The organism is Deinococcus koreensis, assembly GCF_002901445.1.
Lineage (GTDB): Bacteria > Deinococcota > Deinococci > Deinococcales > Deinococcaceae > Deinococcus > Deinococcus koreensis.
Map to the genome: position 1 here is coordinate 3,307,859 of NZ_PPPD01000001.1, position 17,468 is coordinate 3,325,326.

Annotated in this window: 20 protein-coding genes; 7 read left to right on the forward strand and 13 right to left on the reverse strand. The window is 69.6% G+C overall.

Annotated features, from left to right (window positions below; all coding sequences use genetic code 11):
- Positions 1-26: 26 nt before the first annotated feature.
- Positions 27-485, reverse strand: coding sequence for a response regulator (locus CVO96_RS15550; protein ID WP_103313009.1), 459 nt, complete (start codon positions 483-485; stop codon positions 27-29).
- Between the two features lie 354 nt (positions 486-839).
- On the opposite strand from CVO96_RS15550, the gene yjjX reads away from it, so the two are divergent.
- The 4 genes from yjjX (at position 840) to CVO96_RS15570 (ending at position 4,229) form a co-directional block, all read left to right on the forward strand.
- Positions 840-1,412 carry an inosine/xanthosine triphosphatase gene (yjjX, locus tag CVO96_RS15555; protein WP_103313010.1) on the forward strand — a complete coding sequence of 191 codons (573 nt, stop codon included), beginning with the start codon at positions 840-842 and terminating at the stop codon, positions 1,410-1,412.
- An 88-nt stretch (positions 1,413-1,500) separates the two neighbouring features.
- A complete protein-coding gene (locus tag CVO96_RS15560; protein WP_103313011.1) occupies positions 1,501-1,815 on the forward strand; it encodes a GNAT family N-acetyltransferase in 315 nt (104 codons plus the stop codon).
- Positions 1,816-1,851: 36 nt separating this feature from the next.
- A complete protein-coding gene (locus tag CVO96_RS15565) occupies positions 1,852-2,742 on the forward strand; it encodes an MBL fold metallo-hydrolase (RefSeq protein WP_103313012.1) in 891 nt (296 codons plus the stop codon).
- A gap of 83 nt (positions 2,743-2,825) precedes the next feature.
- Positions 2,826-4,229, forward strand: coding sequence for an MATE family efflux transporter (locus tag CVO96_RS15570; RefSeq protein ID WP_103313555.1), 1,404 nt, complete (start codon positions 2,826-2,828; stop codon positions 4,227-4,229).
- A gap of 537 nt (positions 4,230-4,766) precedes the next feature.
- On the opposite strand, the gene CVO96_RS15575 is transcribed toward CVO96_RS15570, so the two are convergent.
- The 11 genes from CVO96_RS15575 to CVO96_RS15620 all read right to left on the reverse strand — a co-directional run bounded on the left by CVO96_RS15575 (position 4,767) and on the right by CVO96_RS15620 (position 14,232).
- On the reverse strand, positions 4,767-5,885 hold the full coding sequence (locus CVO96_RS15575) for an acyltransferase family protein (RefSeq protein ID WP_103313013.1): 1,119 nt from the start codon (positions 5,883-5,885) through the stop codon (positions 4,767-4,769).
- Between the two features lie 40 nt (positions 5,886-5,925).
- Positions 5,926-6,351 carry an alpha/beta hydrolase gene (locus CVO96_RS21300; RefSeq protein ID WP_207795322.1) on the reverse strand — a complete coding sequence of 142 codons (426 nt, stop codon included), beginning with the start codon at positions 6,349-6,351 and terminating at the stop codon, positions 5,926-5,928.
- Positions 6,348-6,773 (reverse strand): alpha/beta fold hydrolase, encoded by a 426-nt coding sequence (locus tag CVO96_RS21305; protein WP_207795323.1) that lies wholly within the window; start codon positions 6,771-6,773, stop codon positions 6,348-6,350. Before CVO96_RS21305 ends, CVO96_RS21300 begins: the two co-directional genes overlap by 4 nt.
- An 80-nt stretch (positions 6,774-6,853) precedes the next feature.
- A complete protein-coding gene (locus CVO96_RS15585; RefSeq protein ID WP_103313014.1) occupies positions 6,854-7,603 on the reverse strand; it encodes an ABC transporter ATP-binding protein in 750 nt (249 codons plus the stop codon).
- On the reverse strand, positions 7,600-8,439 hold the full coding sequence (locus CVO96_RS15590; RefSeq protein ID WP_165795323.1) for an ABC transporter permease: 840 nt from the start codon (positions 8,437-8,439) through the stop codon (positions 7,600-7,602). Before CVO96_RS15590 ends, CVO96_RS15585 begins: the two co-directional genes overlap by 4 nt.
- Before the next feature lie 3 nt (positions 8,440-8,442).
- Positions 8,443-9,417 (reverse strand): ABC transporter substrate-binding protein, encoded by a 975-nt coding sequence (locus tag CVO96_RS15595; protein WP_103313015.1) that lies wholly within the window; start codon positions 9,415-9,417, stop codon positions 8,443-8,445.
- 138 nt (positions 9,418-9,555) lie between these two features.
- Entirely contained in the window at positions 9,556-10,728 is a 1,173-nt protein-coding gene (gene sat / locus CVO96_RS15600; RefSeq protein ID WP_103313016.1) for a sulfate adenylyltransferase, read from the reverse strand.
- Between the two features lie 160 nt (positions 10,729-10,888).
- On the reverse strand, positions 10,889-11,611 hold the full coding sequence (locus CVO96_RS15605) for a phosphoadenylyl-sulfate reductase (RefSeq protein WP_423739381.1): 723 nt from the start codon (positions 11,609-11,611) through the stop codon (positions 10,889-10,891).
- Positions 11,612-11,613: 2 nt separating this feature from the next.
- Complete coding sequence (gene cysC / locus CVO96_RS15610) at positions 11,614-12,156, reverse strand: adenylyl-sulfate kinase (protein WP_103313018.1); 543 nt, start codon at positions 12,154-12,156, stop codon at positions 11,614-11,616.
- Positions 12,153-13,724 carry a nitrite/sulfite reductase gene (locus tag CVO96_RS15615; RefSeq protein WP_103313019.1) on the reverse strand — a complete coding sequence of 524 codons (1,572 nt, stop codon included), beginning with the start codon at positions 13,722-13,724 and terminating at the stop codon, positions 12,153-12,155. The genes cysC and CVO96_RS15615 overlap by 4 nt, the downstream gene beginning before the upstream one ends.
- A 49-nt stretch (positions 13,725-13,773) precedes the next feature.
- On the reverse strand, positions 13,774-14,232 hold the full coding sequence (locus CVO96_RS15620) for a DUF4395 domain-containing protein (RefSeq protein ID WP_103313020.1): 459 nt from the start codon (positions 14,230-14,232) through the stop codon (positions 13,774-13,776).
- 200 nt (positions 14,233-14,432) lie between these two features.
- On the opposite strand from CVO96_RS15620, the gene CVO96_RS15625 reads away from it, so the two are divergent.
- The 3 genes from CVO96_RS15625 to CVO96_RS15635 all read left to right on the forward strand — a co-directional run bounded on the left by CVO96_RS15625 (position 14,433) and on the right by CVO96_RS15635 (position 16,417).
- Positions 14,433-14,963, forward strand: coding sequence for a phosphoribosyltransferase family protein (locus CVO96_RS15625; protein ID WP_103313021.1), 531 nt, complete (start codon positions 14,433-14,435; stop codon positions 14,961-14,963).
- Positions 14,960-15,538 carry a phosphoribosyltransferase family protein gene (locus CVO96_RS15630; RefSeq protein WP_103313022.1) on the forward strand — a complete coding sequence of 193 codons (579 nt, stop codon included), beginning with the start codon at positions 14,960-14,962 and terminating at the stop codon, positions 15,536-15,538. The genes CVO96_RS15625 and CVO96_RS15630 overlap by 4 nt, the downstream gene beginning before the upstream one ends.
- A gap of 489 nt (positions 15,539-16,027) precedes the next feature.
- Positions 16,028-16,417, forward strand: coding sequence for a DoxX family protein (locus CVO96_RS15635; RefSeq protein WP_243398400.1), 390 nt, complete (start codon positions 16,028-16,030; stop codon positions 16,415-16,417).
- Positions 16,418-16,558: 141 nt separating this feature from the next.
- Here the strand turns inward: CVO96_RS15635 and CVO96_RS15640 are convergent, their stop codons facing one another.
- On the reverse strand, positions 16,559-17,449 hold the full coding sequence (locus CVO96_RS15640) for a complex I NDUFA9 subunit family protein (protein ID WP_103313024.1): 891 nt from the start codon (positions 17,447-17,449) through the stop codon (positions 16,559-16,561).
- Positions 17,450-17,468: the final 19 nt, after the last annotated feature.

Consider the following 17,468-nt stretch of genomic DNA (forward strand, 5'->3'; position numbering starts at 1 on the left):
CGGCCGGGCCTGGATTCAGGCGGGACTCAGCTCGCGGCCGGATCGGGCGCCGGCACCCTCACGACGCTCAGCATGTAGCGGCCGAGCGCCTGGATGGCCTGGAAGAACCGGTCGAATTCCACCGGCTTGATCACGTAGCTGGCCGCGAACGCCTGGTAGGAACGCATGATGTCCTCCTCGGCCGCGCTGGTGGTCAGCATGATCACGGGAATGGTCATGAAGTCCGGGTCGCGCTTGAGTTCGCTGAGCAGCTCCAGCCCGTTCATGCGGGGCATGTTGATGTCCAGCAGGATCACGTCGGGGCGCGGCCGGTCTCCCAGACCGCGAAGGATTTCCAGGGCCTCGACGCCGTCGTGAGCAATGGTCAGGTTGTTGCAGACGCCCGCCTCGGCGAAGGCTTCCACCGTGAGCAGGATATCGGCCTCACTGTCCTCGACCAGCAGAATTTCTATCGGGGTGGGAAGGGAAGGAATGGGAAGGGTCATGGGTGCATCCTTTGGGAAGAGAAGGGCCGGGGGTGTCTTGCCGGCGACCCACCTCAGCCGTCAGTCTGCGGCCCGGACATGGGCCCAGGGGTCGGCTCCGCTTTACAGAGCCGCTACGCAGCCTTCAGCGTGCCTTGACATTGGGTGGTTCTGGGGGCCGGTGTGAACGGCCCTCACTGAGCCGGCAGTGGTTAAGCTGCGTCCTATGGTTCAGCTGAAACGGCAGCGTTCGTCTGTCTCCTGGAGTGTGGGCCGCGTGGTGTCGGCGGATCTATGCACACGTTCCCGCGCCCTTCGCGATCCGTGGCCGGGTGGCGTGATGGGGCGGCCTGCCGCCGGGGCGCAGGATCCGGCATGAGCGCGATCGTGGGCAGCACCAGCCCGGCCAAGGTGCGCGCGGTGCAGGCCGTTTTCGGCACCCTCTGGCCAGGGCTGCCGGTGCGGGGGATAGACGCCCGGAGCGGCGTGCCCGAGCAGCCGATCGGCGTAGCCCAGACGCGGCGCGGCGCCGTGAACCGGGCCCGCGCCGCCCTGCGGGAGCCTGGCGCCACCTGGGCGCTGGGTCTGGAAGGCGGGGTGCGCTTCTCCAGCCGGGGCGAGGCCTGGCTGTTCGGCGTCGTGGCGGTGGCCCAGGCCCAGAACCAGATTCAGGCCCCCGTGCAGGGCGGCGGAACACTCCACCACACCCGCTCAGCCGAGCTGCGCCTGCCCGCGCAGGTGGCCGCCCGCATCCGCGCCGGCGAGGAACTGGGGCCGCTCATGGATGAGCTGCTGGGCACGGTGGAGATCAAGAAGGGGGTCGGCACCGTGGGCGCGTTCACGCGGGGACTGGTCACCCGGCCGCAGGTCTGGCAGCAGACCGTGGCCCTGGCCCTCGCGCCGCTACTGACTCCGGAGCTGTACCGCTCGGCCGAGCCCCCGTCCTGAACCTCGTTGGGGGACGGGGGCGCCGAGTATGACCGTTTGCTTCAGAGGCGTGTGCCAGCGCCCCCCGCCCGCTGACCTACCCTGCCGTATGAGCGATCCCTCCTTCGGGCTGAGCGACAACCCCCAGGCCCAGCGCTTCGAACTGCAGATCGGCGGGAAGGTGGCGGGCATCGCCGAATACCGGCCGGCGGGGCCCGCCGTCATGTTCACCCACACCGAGATCATGGAAGGCCACGAGGGACAGGGCCTGGGCTCGCGGCTGGTGGAGTACGCCCTCGGCGAGGTCAGGAAGCGCGGTCAGCAGGTCGTGCCGATGTGCCCGTTCGTGGCGTCCTACATCCGCGAGCACCGGGAGTTCGTCGATTTGGTTCAGCCCGGACAGCGGGCCGTGTTCGGCCTGTAGGGCCACTCCGGGCGGGAGCTTGTTAGGCTGGGCCGCATGTCGTGGAGTCAGCAGCGTCAGGTCGGGCAGGTCACGGTCACGAGTCTCACGGACGGGCAGTTCCGCCTGGACGGCGGCGCCATGTTCGGCAGCGTGCCCAAGACCCTCTGGGAGCGCGCCGCGCCGGCCGACGCCCTCAACCGGATCCGCCTGCGGATCAACCCGCTGCTGATCCAGCTCGGCGGCGAGAACATCCTGGTCGAGAGCGGCTTCTGGGACAGCGGCGGCGAGAAGTTCGAGACGATCTACGCCCTGGAGCGCGACGAGTCGGTCTTCCGTGGCCTGGAGGGCCTGGGGCTCTCGCCGGAGGACATCCACCTCGTCATCAACACGCACCTGCACTTCGACCACGCCGGGCGCAACGTCACGGCGCTGGGGGAGCCGACCTTTCCCCACGCCCGCTACGTGGTGCGGGAACGCGAACTCCACGACGCCCGCCACACCCACGAGCGCAGCCGCGCCAGCTACGTGCCCGAGACCTTCGAGCCCATCGCGGCGGCCGGCCTGTTCGACCTGGTCGACGGGGAACACGAGCTGCGCCCCGGCCTGAGCGTGCTGCCGCTGCCGGGGCACACGCTGGGCCAGCAGGGCGTGGTGCTGCGCAGCGGAGGACAGACGCTGGTGTACGTGGCCGACCTGATCCCGACCCTAGCCCACGCGCCGCTGCCGTACATCATGGGCTACGACCTGTATCCGGTCACCACCCTGGAGACCCGCCGGCGCTGGCTGGGGGAGTGGTTCGAGGAAGGCGCCCTGCTGTGTACACCCCACGATCCGGATGCCCCGTTCGCCCGCCTGCAGCCCGGCCCGAAAGGGGGCCTGGTCGCGGTGCCAGACGTGATCTCTACCCCAGGGCCCGGCGCCCCGGTTGCCGAGCCCGAAGAGTGAAGGAACAAGCCGGGGCCTGGGCCATTGTGCGGAGGCGGCTCCCCTGCGGGCGGGATAAGGTGGGCCGGTATGAGTGCCGTCTCCTGCCCGACCAGCCCAGTTCTGCCCCGCCGTCTGAATCGATCAAGTCCCCGGCGCGCGAGATCGCGTCCATCGCCGTTCCGGTCAGTCTGGAGATAGTCATTCAGCTCGTCCTGACCTTCATCAACCAGGTGATCGTGGGGACGCTGGGCGCCGTGGCCGTGGCCGCCGTGGGCCTGACCGGCAGCCTCAGCTTCCTGTTCTTCGTCACGCTGGGGGCGCTGAGCAGCGGCACCAGCATCCTGATCGCCCGCCGCGCGGGAGCCGGCGACCGCGCGGGCGTGAACCAGACCCTGACCGTGACCACCCTGCTCAGCCTGGGGCTGGGCGGCGTGCTGACGGTGCCCGTCGTGCTGTACTCGGGCCCCATGCTGGCGCTGGCGGGCGGCGCCCCGGACGTGACCGCGCTGGCGACCCCCTACATGCAGGTCGTGATGCTGGCGCTGGTGCCGGGCATGCTGGGCTGGGTCTTCAGCGGTGCCCTGCGCAGCCTGGGCCACGCCCGCACGCCGCTGGTCGCCACCATCCTGACCGTGGCGATCGAGAGCGTGCTGGCCTACAGCCTGGTCTTCGGCGTCGGCCCCTTTCCACGGCTCGGCGTGGTCGGGGCGGGCTGGGCCATCCTGATCGCCAACGTGTTCAAGGCGCTCTACCTGGCCTTCCAGATCTACGGGCCGCGCCGGCTGGCCCGGGTGCAGCTGCCGGCCCGGGGCGGCCTGCGGGCCATCGCGGCGCCGCTGCTGGGCATCAGCGCGCCGCTGGCCTTCACGGAGTTCGCCTGGAGCCTGGGCGGCTTCCTGTACGCCGCCGTCTTCGCCCGGGTGGGCACGGCCGCGCTGGCCGCCAGCCAGATCGCCTCGACCCTGGAAGGCATCTTCATCGTGGCCAGTTTCGGGCTGATGAGTTCGGCCACGGTGTTCATCGGCCGCAGCCTGGGCGCCGGAGACCCGCACGCCGCGCGGGAATGGATCCGCCGGATCACCCGCGTGGGCCTGCTGACCGCCCTGGTGTTCGGGGCCCTCTACGCGCTCAGCAGCGTGTTCGTGCCGACGCTGTTCCCCCGGGTCGGGGCAGAGGTTCATCAGATCGCCGTGGCCGGCATCCTGATCAGCGCGAGCGCGCAGGTCTTCAAGGTTCGCAACATGATCGTCGGCGGCGGGGTGTTGCCCAGCGCCGGCGACGGCAAGGGCGTGATCATCGGCGACGTGGTGGGGGCCTTCGTGGTGGGCCTGCCCCTGGCGATCGTGCTCGGCCTGTACACCCCGCTGGGTGTCTGGGGCGTGTTCCTGGCGCGTGTCCTGGAAGAGATCAGCAAGGTGATCATCTTCGACTGGCGCCGCCGCCGGGTCGACTGGGAGCAGTTGGCGCGTGAGCAGTCCGGACAGCCCCTCGCAGCCGCGCACTGAACGGGGGATGGGGCGGTCTGACCAGAAGAACGCCAAGGCGCCTCGAATCGCCCCTTGGTGGTCGGTATCGCCCACCCGATCAATGATGCGGACGATTTCATAACGCCTTCGCTGAACAACTCGGTCATTGCTGTCTGAGACGCCACCTGCGGTTCCCCCTCTGCTGCGCAGCTCTCCGAGTCCCAGCCTCCCCCACAAACGCCTGATGTGAAATGAGAGCAGAGTGCATCGGACACAAAAAAGGAAATTGAGCGTCCAGCACGTAGGCGAGCCATGTTCGCCCCCCTCACCCCAGCCCTCTCCCGCTAGGGGAGAGGGACCAAAAAAGGGCGTCCCAGTCGCCTCGCTTCTCATTTCACATCAGGCGTCACAAGGCGAGAGGAGCCCGAAACCTCGTGGTCATCGCCTTTGGAAAGATACTCAGCCAAAACCGTCCGGACGATTGACCCGATCCAGGTGGACGACAGATGGACGCCGTGTCCATCGTGGTCGACGGCCCTGGGTGTGCAACGGGTCATCGCCTTCGATGCCACAGGCTCAGGCCGGCTGGACGGCCGCGGGGGGTGTGGAGCGGCGTGCCCTCGCCAGTGCCGGCACCTCGATCCAGCGGTGCGCGAGGTGGGCCACCGGGAAGGTCAGGAGAAACGAGCCCAGCACCAGCCAGGGAAGCGGCCACCGCTCGCTGCCCAGGCGCACGACCAGGGTCAGCACCAGCGTGTGGTACAGGTATAGGCTGTAGCTGACGCGGCCCAGCCACAGCAGCGGCGGACGCTCCAGCCAGTGTCGCCACCCGGCCCAGCCCAGCGCCAGGGCGATCAGGGTGGCCGAGCCCAGCAGGGTCAGGACGTCGTCCAGCGTGCGGCGCTGGGCGCTGAAATCCGACTGCCAGCCATACCACTGGACGGGGATCAGCAGCAGCGCGCCCAGCAGGGCCAGCCCCCGCACGGGCGTCGGCCAGCGCCCGACCCACGCCGCGACGGGTTCCCGTTTGCGGGCCAGCCACGCCCCCAGCACGAACATCGCCAGGTAGCGCAGCAGCGTCACGGCCAGGTCGCCGCCGCCCAGGGTGTGGAACGCGGCCAGCAGCAGCGGGCACAGCGCCAGCACCAGCAGCGTGTGCTGCCGGGCCAGCAGCAGCACCACGGGCAGCAGCAGCGACATCCACATCTCCCACTTGAGGCTCCAGACCACCGGCAGGAAGGCCCACTGGGTCAGGCCCTCGTCCATGTGGCCGAGCATCAGGACGTGCTGGATGAACGACGACCCATGAGCCTCCTTCCAGATGTTCTCGAACCACACGCTCGTGCCGAGAACCGGTTCGTGGCCCAGCCTCCCAGCGAACAGCGCCGCCAGCGAGACGGCCACCATGAAGGGCACCCAGACCCGCCACCAGCGCCGCACCACGAAGTCCACCATGTCCAGCGCCTCGCCGCGCCAGCTGGGCAGGCTGAGCACGAAGCCCGAGAGCAGGAAGAAGAACAGCACCGACTCGCCGCCGGCCCACAGCAGGTGCAACGGCGTGTACGTGAGCCACGCGGGCCAGCCCTCCAGGCCCGTGCGGGTGGGGAACAGCACCGGAAAGACCAGCAGATGATGGTGCACGACCACGATCAGCGCCGCGACGCCGCGCAGGCTCTCCAGCGACCTGTATCTCATGAAGGAAGTGTAAACGCGGACGGGGCGGGCTGACCTGGGGCTATCTCGCCCGGTCTCGAAGCCAGGTCAGGGCCATCTCCCCAGCATCGAGCACCGACAGGTGCCCGTCGTGCGGGAGCAGACGCAGCTCGGCCGTGGGACAGTGGCGGGCCAGCCATTCGCTGTGTGAACTGGGCACCACCCGATCCTGGCGGCCATGCAGCAGGAGCAGCGGCGCCACGATCCGGGCCGGGTCGAAGCCCCAGGGGTTCACGTAGGCGAGGTCGTCGTCGATCAGCCCGGCGGGGCCGTTTCGCAGGGCCGGCCCCAGCACGGAGTTCAGCCACGACCACGGGCCGGACAGCGCGGCGTGGTCGGCCGGGGTGAACATCTGCGGGTCGAAGGCGGGGCCGGACGCCTCGTGGCGCTCCTTGGCGTCCCGGCCGGCTGCCGCTGCCCGCAGGGACGCCTCGCCCGACGGGTTCATGCCCGCGAACCAGTCCAGCCCCCGGCACCGTAAGGGGCCAGCCCCGCCCCACTGACCACCGCCAGCACGCGCCCAGGCAGCAGCGCGGCGCAGGCCAGCGCGTGGGGGCCACCTCCGGAATGGCCCATCACGGCGAAGCGCTCCAGGCCCAGGGCGTCGGCCACGGCGTTCAGGTCGGCGGCAGCGGCGGCGACGCTCCGGCCAGGCAGGGGCGTGGAACCCCCGTAGCCGGGCCGGTCGGAGGACACCCAGCGGATGCCCAGGCGGGTGGACGCCGCGAACAGGGGTTCAGGGGGAGAGCCGATGTTCGGCGTGCCGTGGTGCCAGACCACCGTGAGCGGGTGGCCGGAGCCGTGCCCGCCCGTGTCGTAGACGTGCAGCGTCCGGCCGTCGGCCAGCCGGATGTCCGCCTCGGTGATCACAGCTCAGGGTACAGGGCGGAGACCAGGGGCCGGTCGCGGGACATCAGCGGAACCCCTCGACGTCCCCAGGACTCCATTTCCTACACTTCCAGCACGCCGCGCAGGGTCTCGACACTGAGCCCCTTTGCCCGGGCGTCCAGGGCCACCACGCCGTCCTTCAGGGCGATCACGCGCTGGCCCAGGTGCAGGGCCTCGTCCAGGTGGTGGGTGACGAAGACCACGGTGACCTTCTGCTGCCACCAGATGCCCAGCAGCTCGTCGGCCAGCGAGGTGCGGGTCTGGATGTCCAGGGCGCTGAAGGGCTCGTCGAGCAGCAGCAGGCCGGGTTTGACCGCCAGGGCCCGGGCCAGCGAGACGCGCTGGCGCTGACCGCCCGAGAGTTCATGCACGCGCCGGGCGCCGTATCCGGCCAGCCCGACCAGCTTCAGGGCGTCCTGCACCCTCGCCGCTCTGTCCGCCTTCTTCAGCCGGGTCAACCCGAACGCCACGTTGCCGGCCACGGTCAACCAGGGGAACAGGGCCGGCTCCTGCTGCACCAGGGTCAGGCTGGGATGGGGCCCCTGCACCGGCTGGTCGCCCAGCCGGATCTGGCCCTGCTGCGGGCGCAGGAAGCCGGCCAGCAGGCTCAGCAGCGTGCTCTTGCCGCTGCCCGAGGGCCCCACCACGCACAGGAACTCGCCCGGCTCGACCTGCAGATCCAGTGGCCCCAGCCCCGCCCGGCCGGCGTAGCGGTAGCTCACGCCGTCCAGGGTCAGGCTGGTGCCCGCCGCGTGGCGTGTGCTGGGCGCTGAGGGGATGGACGGACGCTCTCGTTCCACGCTGACGGTCATTGTGGCACCTCCAGGCCGTAATCGCGCCTCACACGGCTTTCCACGGTTCGCAGCAGCAGGTCGAACAGCCCGCCGATGATGCCGATGATGATGATTGTCGCCAGCACCAGCCCCACGTTCGCGGTGTTGCGCCCGACCTCCAGCTGCTCGCCCAGGCTCTTGGCCCCGGCGATCAGCAGTTCCCCGCCGACCAGGGCGCGCCAGGCGAAGCTCCAGGCCGTTCGCAGGCCGGTGAGCACGCTGGGAATCGCGGCGGGCAGCAGCACGCGCAGGGTCAGCCCCACGCCACGGGCACCCAGGGTGCGGCCCGCGACCCTCAGCGCGGGGGGCACGTTCAGCAGCGCGCCTGACACCGCCAGGGCCACCGGAATGAAGCCCTCCAGAATGACCACGAACAGCACGGCGCGTTCGTTCAGGCCCAGGAACAGGATGGCGAAGGGCACGAAGGCGATGCTGGGCACGCTCTGGATGCCGGTGAGGTAGGCGCCCAGCGTGGCCCGCAGGGGCTGCCAGGCACCCATCAGCAGGCCGACCACGCCGCCCAGCAGCACGGCGATCACGTAGCCCACCAGCACCCGGCGCAGGCTTCCGCCGATGGCGCCCAGCAGCTTGCCGTCCTGCGGCCCGGTGCCCCACAGCCCGTAGGCGACCTCCGTCCAGACGGCGCGCGGGCTGGGGAACACGTAGGGCGGGTAGAGCTTGAGCCCATCGGTCACCAGCCACCACAGGCCCACGATGATCAGCAGGCCCAGCGCCTGCCAGCTCAGCACGCGCAGGCGGGAGGGGGCCGTGCTGGCCGGGCGGGCGTCGCCCACGGGCTGACGGGTCACGGTCACGGCCTACTTCCTCAGGAACGGCGTGAGGTCGGGCGCCGTCCGGGCGTAGCCGGCCTCGACGTTCAGCGCGGCGTACTCTCTGAGCGCGTCGGCGTCGAGCGCGGTCGTGAAGCGCGTGCGCGCGAAGGCGCGCTGCAGTACCCGTGGATCGAGCTTCGCGCCGGTCAGCTTGTCCAGCTCGCTGTTCACGGAGGCCTGCGCGGCCGCGGGCTGCTTGGTCAGGAAGGCCACGGCCTCGCTGTGGGCCTTCAGGAACGCCGTGACCAGTGCCGGGTTGGCCTGGGCGAACTTCGCGTTCACGATCAGGATGGTCGTCGGGTACTTCCCCTCACGCCAGACGGTTTTCTCGCTGCCGATGACCCGGTGGCCCTGGGCCTCCAGCGCCGCGCCCCAGGGCTCGGGCACGAGCGTGGCGTCGGCCCGCTTGCCTGCGAAGGCCAAGGTGGTGTCGGCGGGCGGAATGGGCACGATGGTCACGTCGCCGCCGTCGGCCTTCGATTTCAGGTTCTGTTCGCTCAGGATGTGGCGCAGGGAGATGTCCTGGGTGTTGCCCAGGCTGGGCACCGACACGACCTTCCCCGCGAGGTCTTTATAGGTCTTGATGGCGCTGTCCTTGCGGGCGACCAGCACGGCGCCGGCCTCGCTGGCTCCGGCCAGGAACTGCACCGGCATCCCGCGCGTGGCGGCGCTGATGGCCGGGCCGGGGCCGATGTAGGCGATGTCGATCTGGCCCGCCGCGAAGGCTTCAGACAGGGTCGTGCCCGAGACGAATTCTTTCGGCTCCAGCTTCACGGCCCCCAGCGCCTTCTGGAAGGTGCCGCGTTCCAGCCCGACCAGCGCGGGCGCGTGGGTCAGGTTGGGAAAAAACCCCAGCCGAACCGTGGTGGCCGGCTGGGCGAGGGCGGGGGTGGCGATCAGGGCCGTCAGCAGGCTGACGGCGCGGGACAATCGGAGCGTTCGGAGTCGGGTGGATGGCATGGACACCTCCGGTGGGCAGGGTGGGGGAAAAAGGTGGAGAACAGGCTCTATGCTGCCCAGCCACGTCCTGAAGGGGGTGAAGGGGGCGCCGGGCTGACCTTAAGAATCGGATCAGCTTCGCAGCCCCCCACCAGGGGCTCAGGCGTCCTGGGCGGTGTAGGCCCTTCGCAGCACCTCGGCCACCTCGGGGCGGGTGAATTCGGCGGGCAGATCCTCGCCCGCACGCAGCTTCTCGCGTACCTTCGTACCGCTCAGGATCAGGTGGTGCCCCGAGTCGTGCGGGCAGGTGCGCGGGCTGACGAGTTGCCCGCAACTCCGGCAGTAGAAGGTGTGCTCGAAGCGCAGGATTCGGATGCCCAGTTCCTCGGCCGTGAAGGCATGGAAGATCTCCTGGGCGTCGTAGGTGCCGTAGTAGCTGCCCACGCCCGCATGGTCGCGGCCCACGATGAAATGTGTGGCCCCGTAGTTGCGCCGCGAGAGGGCGTGGATGATCGCCTCGCGCGGCCCGGCGTAGCGCATGGCCGCCGGGTACACGGAGAGCAGCGTGCGGGCCTGCGGGTAGTACTTCTCCAGCAGCACCTCGTAGGCCTCGACGCGGGTGGCGGCGGGCACGTCGTCGCCCTTGGTGGTGCCCACCAGCGGATGCAGCAGCAGGCCGTCCACCAGCTCCAGCGCGACCTTCTGTAGGTACTCGTGGGCGCGGTGGATGGGGTTGCGGGTCTGGAAGGCCACGGTCGAGCGCCAGCCGCGCGCCTGGATCACCTCGCGCACCTCGGCGGGCGTGCGGTGGTGTACCGGGAACGCGCCGCGCGGCACCGCGAACAGGGTCACCGGGCCGGCCAGATTGACCTCACCCTGGGCGTACAGCGCCGCCACGCCGGGATGGGCGGGATCTTCGGTGCGGTAGACCTCGCGGGCTTCGAAGCCCTTGCGGGCGTCGTAGCGCTCCTGCACCTCGATGGTGCCGACCTCCTGGCCGCCGTGGGTCAGCACGACCGTTCCGCTCAGCCGCCCCGCGTCCTCGCGGCTCACGGGCAGCGTGATGGGCACGCTCCAGGGGGTGCCGCCCGAGAGCCGCATCCGCTCGATCACCGAGAGGTAGTCGGCCTCGCCCAGAAAGCCGGTCAGGGGCGAGTACGCGCCGGTGGCGATGAGTTCCAGGTCGGCGGCGGAGCGGTCTGAGAGTTCCAGCCGGGGAAGGCCGCGAAGCTCGGCCGGGTCGAAGTCGTGGCCGGGGCGCCGGATCAGGTTCACCAGCGTGCCGCCGAGCGGAGTGGGAAGGGTCGTGGCTTCGGTCATCAGCGTGGGCATCGGGACTCCGGGTGGGGGGGAGAGCTGTGGATGAAAGAGGTCAACAATAAGGCCAGGTCTAAGGGTCAAACAGTCCAACCGTCGAACAGAAAGGACATAGAACATCGTTCGCTGCCCCGCTGTCGGGCGGTTCGACCTTTCGACGGTTCGACCGCCTGCCTCACAGCTTGCCGTTCCCGGCCCACAGGCCACATTCGGTCTTGCCCTGGCCGGCCCAGCGGCCCGCACGGGCGTCCTCGCCGGGGCGCACGGCGCGCGTGCAGATCCAGCAGCCGATGCTCAGGAAGCCGTCGAAATACAGCGGGTTCACGGGCAGGGCATGCTCGGCCGCGTAGGCCTCCAGCTGCTCCCGCGTCCAGTGGGCCAGCGGATTGACCTTCAGGCGGGCGCCGCCCGTCTCCACGAAGGGGATGTCGGCGCGGGTGCTGGCCTGGTCGCGGCTGCGGGCGTTCAGCAGCGCGGAGGGGCCTCTGTGCCGCAGGTAGTCCTGCAGCGGCGCCACCTTCCGCACCGCGCAGCAGGCGTCCGGGTCGGCGGCGTACAGCGCGGGATCGGTCTGGCCGTCCTCGGGCGAGGCGCCCGCGTTCAGCGTCACGAACTTCAACTGGGGGTAGCGCGCCGCCAGTCGGTCACGGGTCGCCAGCGTCTCGGGAAAGTGGTAGCCGGTGTCCACGAACACGACCTCGCCCCGGTAGCCCGCCCGCGCCGCCAGGTCGATCAGCACCACGCCGTTCAGGTTGAAAGCGCTGGGCATTAGCAGCTCCGGGTGGGCGGCCAGCGCCCAGCGGATCACCTCAAGCGGGTCACTGTCCGGCGTGAAGGCGGGCGGGGTCAGGGTGGACAGCAGTCCGGCGTCCGGCCCCAGGGCCTCCGGCGAGCGCAGGCTCACGCTTCCCCCAGCGCGCGCAGCAGTTCGTCCAGGCCCTGCCGCACGCTGATCCGGTCGGTTCTCAGGTGCAGATCCGGATTCTCGGGCGCCTCATAGGGGTCGCTCACGCCCGTGAAGTGCGCGATCTCTCCGGCGATGGCCTTCAGGTACAGCCCCTTCACGTCGCGCTGCGTCACCACGTCCAGCGGCGCGTCCACGAAGACCTCCAGCGCCCGTGGGAAGGAGGCCAGCACCTCGCGGCGGGTGTCTGCATAGGGGCTGATCGCGCTGACCAGCACCGTCACGCCGTGCTTCGCCAGCAGCCCGGCCACAAAGCCGATGCGCCGGACGTTGGTGTCGCGGTCTTCCCTGGAAAAGCCCAGACCCCGGCTCAGGTTCTCGCGCACGGCGTCGCCGTCGAGCAGCTCGGCCGCCACGCCGCGCGCCTGCAGTTCGGCGTGCAGCGCTCCCGCCAGCGTGCTCTTCCCCGCGCCGCTCAGGCCGGTGAACCAGACGACCTGGCCGGTGCCGACCTGGGGGCGCTCGGCCGTCTGGGTCACGCCGTCACCACTTCGCGGGACTTCAGCACCGTTTCCGGCGTAAAGCGCTCGTGGCCCACCCGGTCGGCGTACTCCACGAAGCTCTCGCCCGGCTGTTTATGGTCGCGGAAGTCGCTCAGCACGGCCTCCGAGTAGTCGTTCAGGCGCTCTGCGGGCACGGCCCCCTTGAGCTTCGTGCCGGTGCGCTGCGCCTGCCCGATCGAGCCCGCCAGATGCACGTTGTAGACCTCGTGCACGGTGCCGTCGGGATCGGTCTTGTTGGCGCCCATGAAACCCAGGTCGGCCACCTGATAGCGCGTGCAGGCGTTCGAACAGCCGGTCAGGTTGATGGTGAAGGGCACGTCCAGATCGCTGAACTGCGGCTCCAGGTGGTCGACCAGGTTCGCGGTGCGGGCCTTGGTCTCGGTCAGCGCGAGGCGGCAGAACTGGGTGCCGGTGCAGGCGATGGTGGTGCCGCGCAGCGTGGTCTTGGGCGCGAGCCCCAGGGCCTCCAGCTCGGCGCTCAGGGCCGCCACGTCCCCGGACTTCACGTGCGGGATCAGCATGTTCTGGAAGGCGGTGGTCTTGAGCACGCCCCCGCCGTAGCGGTCGGCGAGGTCGGCCAGCGCGCGGGCCTTGCGCGGGTCGATGCGGCCCACGGTGGTCGCCACGACCACGTAGTTCAGGCCGTTCGCCTGGGGGTTGACGCCCAGCACGTCGTTGCCGCCGAAGCGCGCCACCGGGGCGGCCGGGCCGTCCGGCAGCCTGCGGCCCAGGTACTCGGTCTCCACGAGGTCGCGGAACTTCTCCACGCCCATGTCCTTGATGAGGTACTTCAGGCGGCTCTTCTTGCGGTTCACGCGGTAGCCGTGGTCGCGGTACGCCCCGGCGATGGCGCGGCCGACCTCGACCACTTCCTCGGGGCGCACGAACACGCCCAGGCGCTGCGCGAGGTGCGCCACCGCGCCCAGCCCGCCGCCCACCCAGACGTCGAAGCCGATCTCGCCGTTCACCCGGTGCGCCAGGAAGCCGATGTCGTTGATCATGTGGATGCCCTCGAGCTCGGGCACCGCCGTGATGCTCATCTTGAACTTGCGCGGCAGATCCTGGAACTCCGGATTGCCGGTCAGGGTGCCTTCCATGGCGTGGGCCAGCGGGCGCACGTCGATGATCTCGCGGGCGTCCAGCCCGGCCAGCGGCGAGGCGATCACGGCGCGCACGGTGTCGCCGCACGCACCCCGGGGGTGCAGGCCCAGCGGCTCCAGGCGCCGGAAGATCTCCGGAATCTTGTCGATGGTCAGCCAGTGGAACTGGAAGGCCTGCCGGTCGGTCACGTCCAGAAAACCCCGGCCGTACTCCTCGGCGATGTTGGCGACCTCGCGCATGGTCGCCGTGGAGAATTCGGCGGCCGGCACGCGCACGCGCATCATGAGGAAGCCGTCTTCCTGGGGGCGCTGCGGATACACCCCGGCCCACTTGAGCAGGTCGATGCGCTCGGGGTCGATGAAGCCCTGCGCGGCGTACTGCGGAATGAGGTCGAAGATCTGGAAGGGCGGCAATTCTTTCTTCAGGGTTTCGATGTCGGACATGGCAGTGTTCCCCTTGCTTCGTGGTGTCGTGGAAAGGCGGGTCTCTTCCTCAGCGCTTCAGGATGACGTACCGCGCCCGGCGGTACTGGAAGTACATCAGACAGCCCACACAGATCTTCTTCGACAGGTTGAGGACGGCCAGGGCGATGACGAGCACGCCCAGCAGGGCGCCCAGCACGCTCAGGCCGGTGAAGGTCGCCAGCGCGGAGGCCAGCAGAAACACGCCGCCCACGCCCTGCGCAAAGTGGTGGGCGCGGGGGTCTTCCTCGACGACCTCGGGCTTCAGGCCCAGCACTGGGCCCAGCACACGATACGCAGCGCGCATGGGCGAGACCTCGGGCGCCGGGGCCCCCACCAGCATGGCGAGGCCCAGGGCCAGCGTCAGCCAGGGCAGGGTCAGGATCACGGCCAGCAGGGTCACGGACACCACGGCCAGCTGGTTGAAGCGCAGCGCACTGAGATCGGTGCGCGCCGGCTGGCGAAGGGCGGAGGAGGGCGAGGTAATCATTGACCAAAAGAGTAAACTTCTATAGCTGACAAAACAAGTCAACTGCTTACATCAAGCGCTTATCCACGGCCAGATAGACCGATATGAGATCCGAAACGTCGTCTGAGCCGCTGCATTCAGCTCCCCGCTCTGTTTAGACGTGCCGGCCGGGGCGGGCCGGTGCGCCCTCACGGCGCCGGTCAGGTTCTACACTCGGGGACGTGAACTCGCACACCGTACACGTGGGTCGCGTGACCCGTGACCTTCCTATCGTTCCCGTCGCGCCGGGCGTCAGCGTCGCCCTCTTCAACATGCTGGGCGACACCGAGGTCACCGAGGAGGCCGGCCGCGAACTCGCCCGGCTCCTGCCCGCCGATATCGACGTGCTCGTGACCCCGGAGGTCAAGGCGCTGAGCCTGGCGCACGTCATCAGCCGCGAGAGCGGCAAGCCCTACATCGTGATCCGCAAGACCCAGAAGCCCTACATGGTCGAGCCCATCGCCCGCGAGGTCGTGAGCATCACCACCGGCAAGCCCCAGCTGCTGGTGCTCGACGGCTTCGACGTCGCTAAGATCCGCGGGCACAAGGTCGCCATCGTGGATGACGTGGTCTCCAGCGGCGGCACCCTGCACTCGCTGAGGCAGATCATCGAGGAGGTCGGCGGCGAGGTCGCGGCCGTCATGGCGGTCTTCACCGAGGGTGACGAGCGGCCGGAGGTGACGGCGCTCGGCCACCTGCCGCTGTTCAAATGAGCGCCGAGTCCCCGGTCAACCCTGAGTCCCCGGTGAACCCGGAGTCCAGCCCCCTGAGCGTGCGGATCGGTGAGGTTCAGCGCACCCTGCCCACTGTCCGCGCCGGAAACCTGGGCCGCGTGCCGCTCGTGGAGTTCATCGGAGATCCCGAATTCACCAACGCGGCCGCCCAGGCCATGCTCGGGCTGATTCCGCCCGGCACCGAGATCCTCCTGACGGTGGTGACCAACGCCCTGCCGCTGACCCACGAACTCAGCGACCGCTCGGGGCTGCCCTACGTCTGTGCCCGCAAGAAGCGCCGCACCTACATGCAGGATCCGCTGATCCAGAACGTGCCCAGCCTGAGCCTGGGCGTGGCCGAAACGCTCTGGCTGGACGGCCCGCACGCCGAGCGGATGCGCGGCAAGCGCGTGACCATCGTTCAGGATGTGATCGCCAGCGGCGGCACCGCGCGAGCCCTGGCCCGCTTCGTGGAGCTGGCCGGCGGCACCGTGGGCGGCTATATGGCCGCCTTCCGCCAGGGCGACACCACCCTGCCGTTGGCCTACCTCCAAGAGCTGCCGAGCCGGGTGTAAGCGGGGAAAGGGTTCGGGACAGGGCCACCGCACCGTCGCAAGCGCTGACTTTGACGGCTGGCCTGTGGGCGATCCCGTCTGCCTCTCAGCTGTCCCAGCCCGTCCCCTTGGGTGCCAGCTCTCCTCACTGCGGGCTCTGCGAGTTGGGGAAAGCAAAGGCGTGCCAGCTGATCTTTTCCTTGCCTCCCCCTTAAATCATGGCGACTCGGAACGCTGGACTCGCAGAGCGGCGACGCAGAGGGGTCGTCTGCAGCCTGACCGGGTTCACCCCTTTGCTGCCTGTGCCGTGGCCCTGTCGGGCTGCGTGAACCCAATCTTCATCAATCCCGGTCACCATGGTCTCACCTCGGGTGGTGTGGTCGGCCCCTCGTCCCGGCGCTTCTCCTTCGTTTCCTTCAAGGACGTTGCCTGCGAGGACATGGCCGACCCCCGTGCTCATCCCGAGCGGAGGCCGATATGACGAGTGCCACCATTCAGCCGAGAAGAGGAATGCACGTCGCCCTGTGGGTCGCTCAGATCCTGCTGGCCGCCGCCTTCGGGCTGAGCGGATTCGCCAAGATGACTGCGCCCATCGAGCAGCTGTCGACCATGCTGGCCTGGGTCACGGCCGTGCCCGAATGGCTGGTTCGCTTCATCGGCGTGGCCGAGGTGGCGGGCGCCCTGGGCCTGATCCTGCCCGCCGCCACGCGCCTGCAGCCGGGCCTGACGCCGCTGGCCGCGCTGGGGCTGACGACGATCATGGTGCTGGCCCTGCTCTTCCACCTCAGCCGGGGGGAGGTGCAGGCGCTGGGCATCAACGTGATCCTGGGCGTGCTGGCCGCCTTCGTCTTCTGGGGCCGCACCCGCCGGATGCCCATCTCGCCCCGCTCGACGTCATAGCGCATCGGTCATCCTGATTCGTCCTGGATGACCGGGCGGAGCGAGCGGAGTTCACCCAGCATTGGGAACCTGTGAAGAGGCGGAGCCGAGAATGGCAGCATCAGACGTCCTTTGTCTGATTCTGCCATCCAGACAGCGGCTCTAGCGCCTGTTCCTGGCGCCGGCCACGATCGCCGCGAGCTGGTCGTCCAGCCGCAACAGGGGCAGGCCGAAGACCGTGCGGGCGGGCTCGTTCGGCGCCGTGTTGCCTTCCTTGAGCATGGCGTACTGATCCTTCGTGATGGGCGGCCTGGGCAGCAGGCCCATCAGGGGCACCGCCAGATTCATCAGCGCGATCGGCACCGGCACGATGGGCTTGGATTTGCCCAGCGCCCGGAGTTCCAGTTCCAGGAGCTGCCGGAAGGTGTACTCCTGCGGCCCGGTCAGGGCGTAGGTCTGGCCCACGCTCTGCGGAGTGCTCAGCGCTCCCACGAAAGCCTGGGCCACGTCCTGCACGCTGACTGGTCGGAAGGGGAACGAGCCGTCGCCGATCTGCGGCACGACCGGCGCCGTGCTCACCAGCTCGCGCAGCACCCGCCCGAAGAAGTCGTCGCCCACGCCGAAGATCAGGCTGGGCTGGAAGATCGTCCAGTCCAGGCCGCTGGCGCGTACCAGGGCCTCGGCGCGGGCCTTGCTGGAGCTGTAGCGGCTGCCGCTGTCCTCGCGGGCTCCCAGCGCGCTCATGTGCACATACCGGGTGCCGCGCGGCGTGGCGGCCAGCACGTTCCGAGTGCCCTCCACATGCACCCGCTCGAAGGTCTGGCGGCCCTCCTCCTGGATGATCCCGACGAGGTGGATCACCGCCTCCGGATCGGCCTGGCCCACCGCGCGCTGCACGGAACCGGGGTCGGTCACGTCCAGCGTCAGGCCCTGGGCCGCTCCCAGGCCCTCGCCCCGGCGGCTGCCCGCCCAGACCCCGTGCCCGGCGTCCAGCAAAGCCTGCGTGATGGCCCGCCCCACGAAGCCGCTGGCTCCCGTGACGAGCACCCTCATGTCGTCGTCCTCATGCCAC

Bases quoted from the DNA above. Each gene is read 5' to 3' on its own strand.
- CVO96_RS15630 (WP_103313022.1), top strand. From the start codon at position 14,960: ATGAGCGCCGAGTCCCCGGTCAACCCTGAGTCCCCGGTGAACCCGGAG.
- CVO96_RS15620 (WP_103313020.1), bottom strand. From the start codon at position 14,232: ATGATTACCTCGCCCTCCTCCGCCCTTCGCCAGCCGGCGCGCACCGAT.
- CVO96_RS15565 (WP_103313012.1), top strand. From the start codon at position 1,852: ATGTCGTGGAGTCAGCAGCGTCAGGTCGGGCAGGTCACGGTCACGAGT.
- CVO96_RS15585 (WP_103313014.1), bottom strand. From the start codon at position 7,603: ATGACCGTCAGCGTGGAACGAGAGCGTCCGTCCATCCCCTCAGCGCCC.
- CVO96_RS15575 (WP_103313013.1), bottom strand. From the start codon at position 5,885: ATGAGATACAGGTCGCTGGAGAGCCTGCGCGGCGTCGCGGCGCTGATC.
- yjjX (WP_103313010.1), top strand. From the start codon at position 840: ATGAGCGCGATCGTGGGCAGCACCAGCCCGGCCAAGGTGCGCGCGGTG.
- CVO96_RS15560 (WP_103313011.1), top strand. From the start codon at position 1,501: ATGAGCGATCCCTCCTTCGGGCTGAGCGACAACCCCCAGGCCCAGCGC.
- CVO96_RS21300 (WP_207795322.1), bottom strand. From the start codon at position 6,351: ATGAACCCGTCGGGCGAGGCGTCCCTGCGGGCAGCGGCAGCCGGCCGG.
- CVO96_RS15595 (WP_103313015.1), bottom strand. From the start codon at position 9,417: ATGCCATCCACCCGACTCCGAACGCTCCGATTGTCCCGCGCCGTCAGC.
- CVO96_RS15550 (WP_103313009.1), bottom strand. From the start codon at position 485: ATGACCCTTCCCATTCCTTCCCTTCCCACCCCGATAGAAATTCTGCTG.
- sat (WP_103313016.1), bottom strand. From the start codon at position 10,728: ATGCCCACGCTGATGACCGAAGCCACGACCCTTCCCACTCCGCTCGGC.
- CVO96_RS15640 (WP_103313024.1), bottom strand. From the start codon at position 17,449: ATGAGGGTGCTCGTCACGGGAGCCAGCGGCTTCGTGGGGCGGGCCATC.
- CVO96_RS15635 (WP_243398400.1), top strand. From the start codon at position 16,028: ATGCACGTCGCCCTGTGGGTCGCTCAGATCCTGCTGGCCGCCGCCTTC.
- CVO96_RS15615 (WP_103313019.1), bottom strand. From the start codon at position 13,724: ATGTCCGACATCGAAACCCTGAAGAAAGAATTGCCGCCCTTCCAGATC.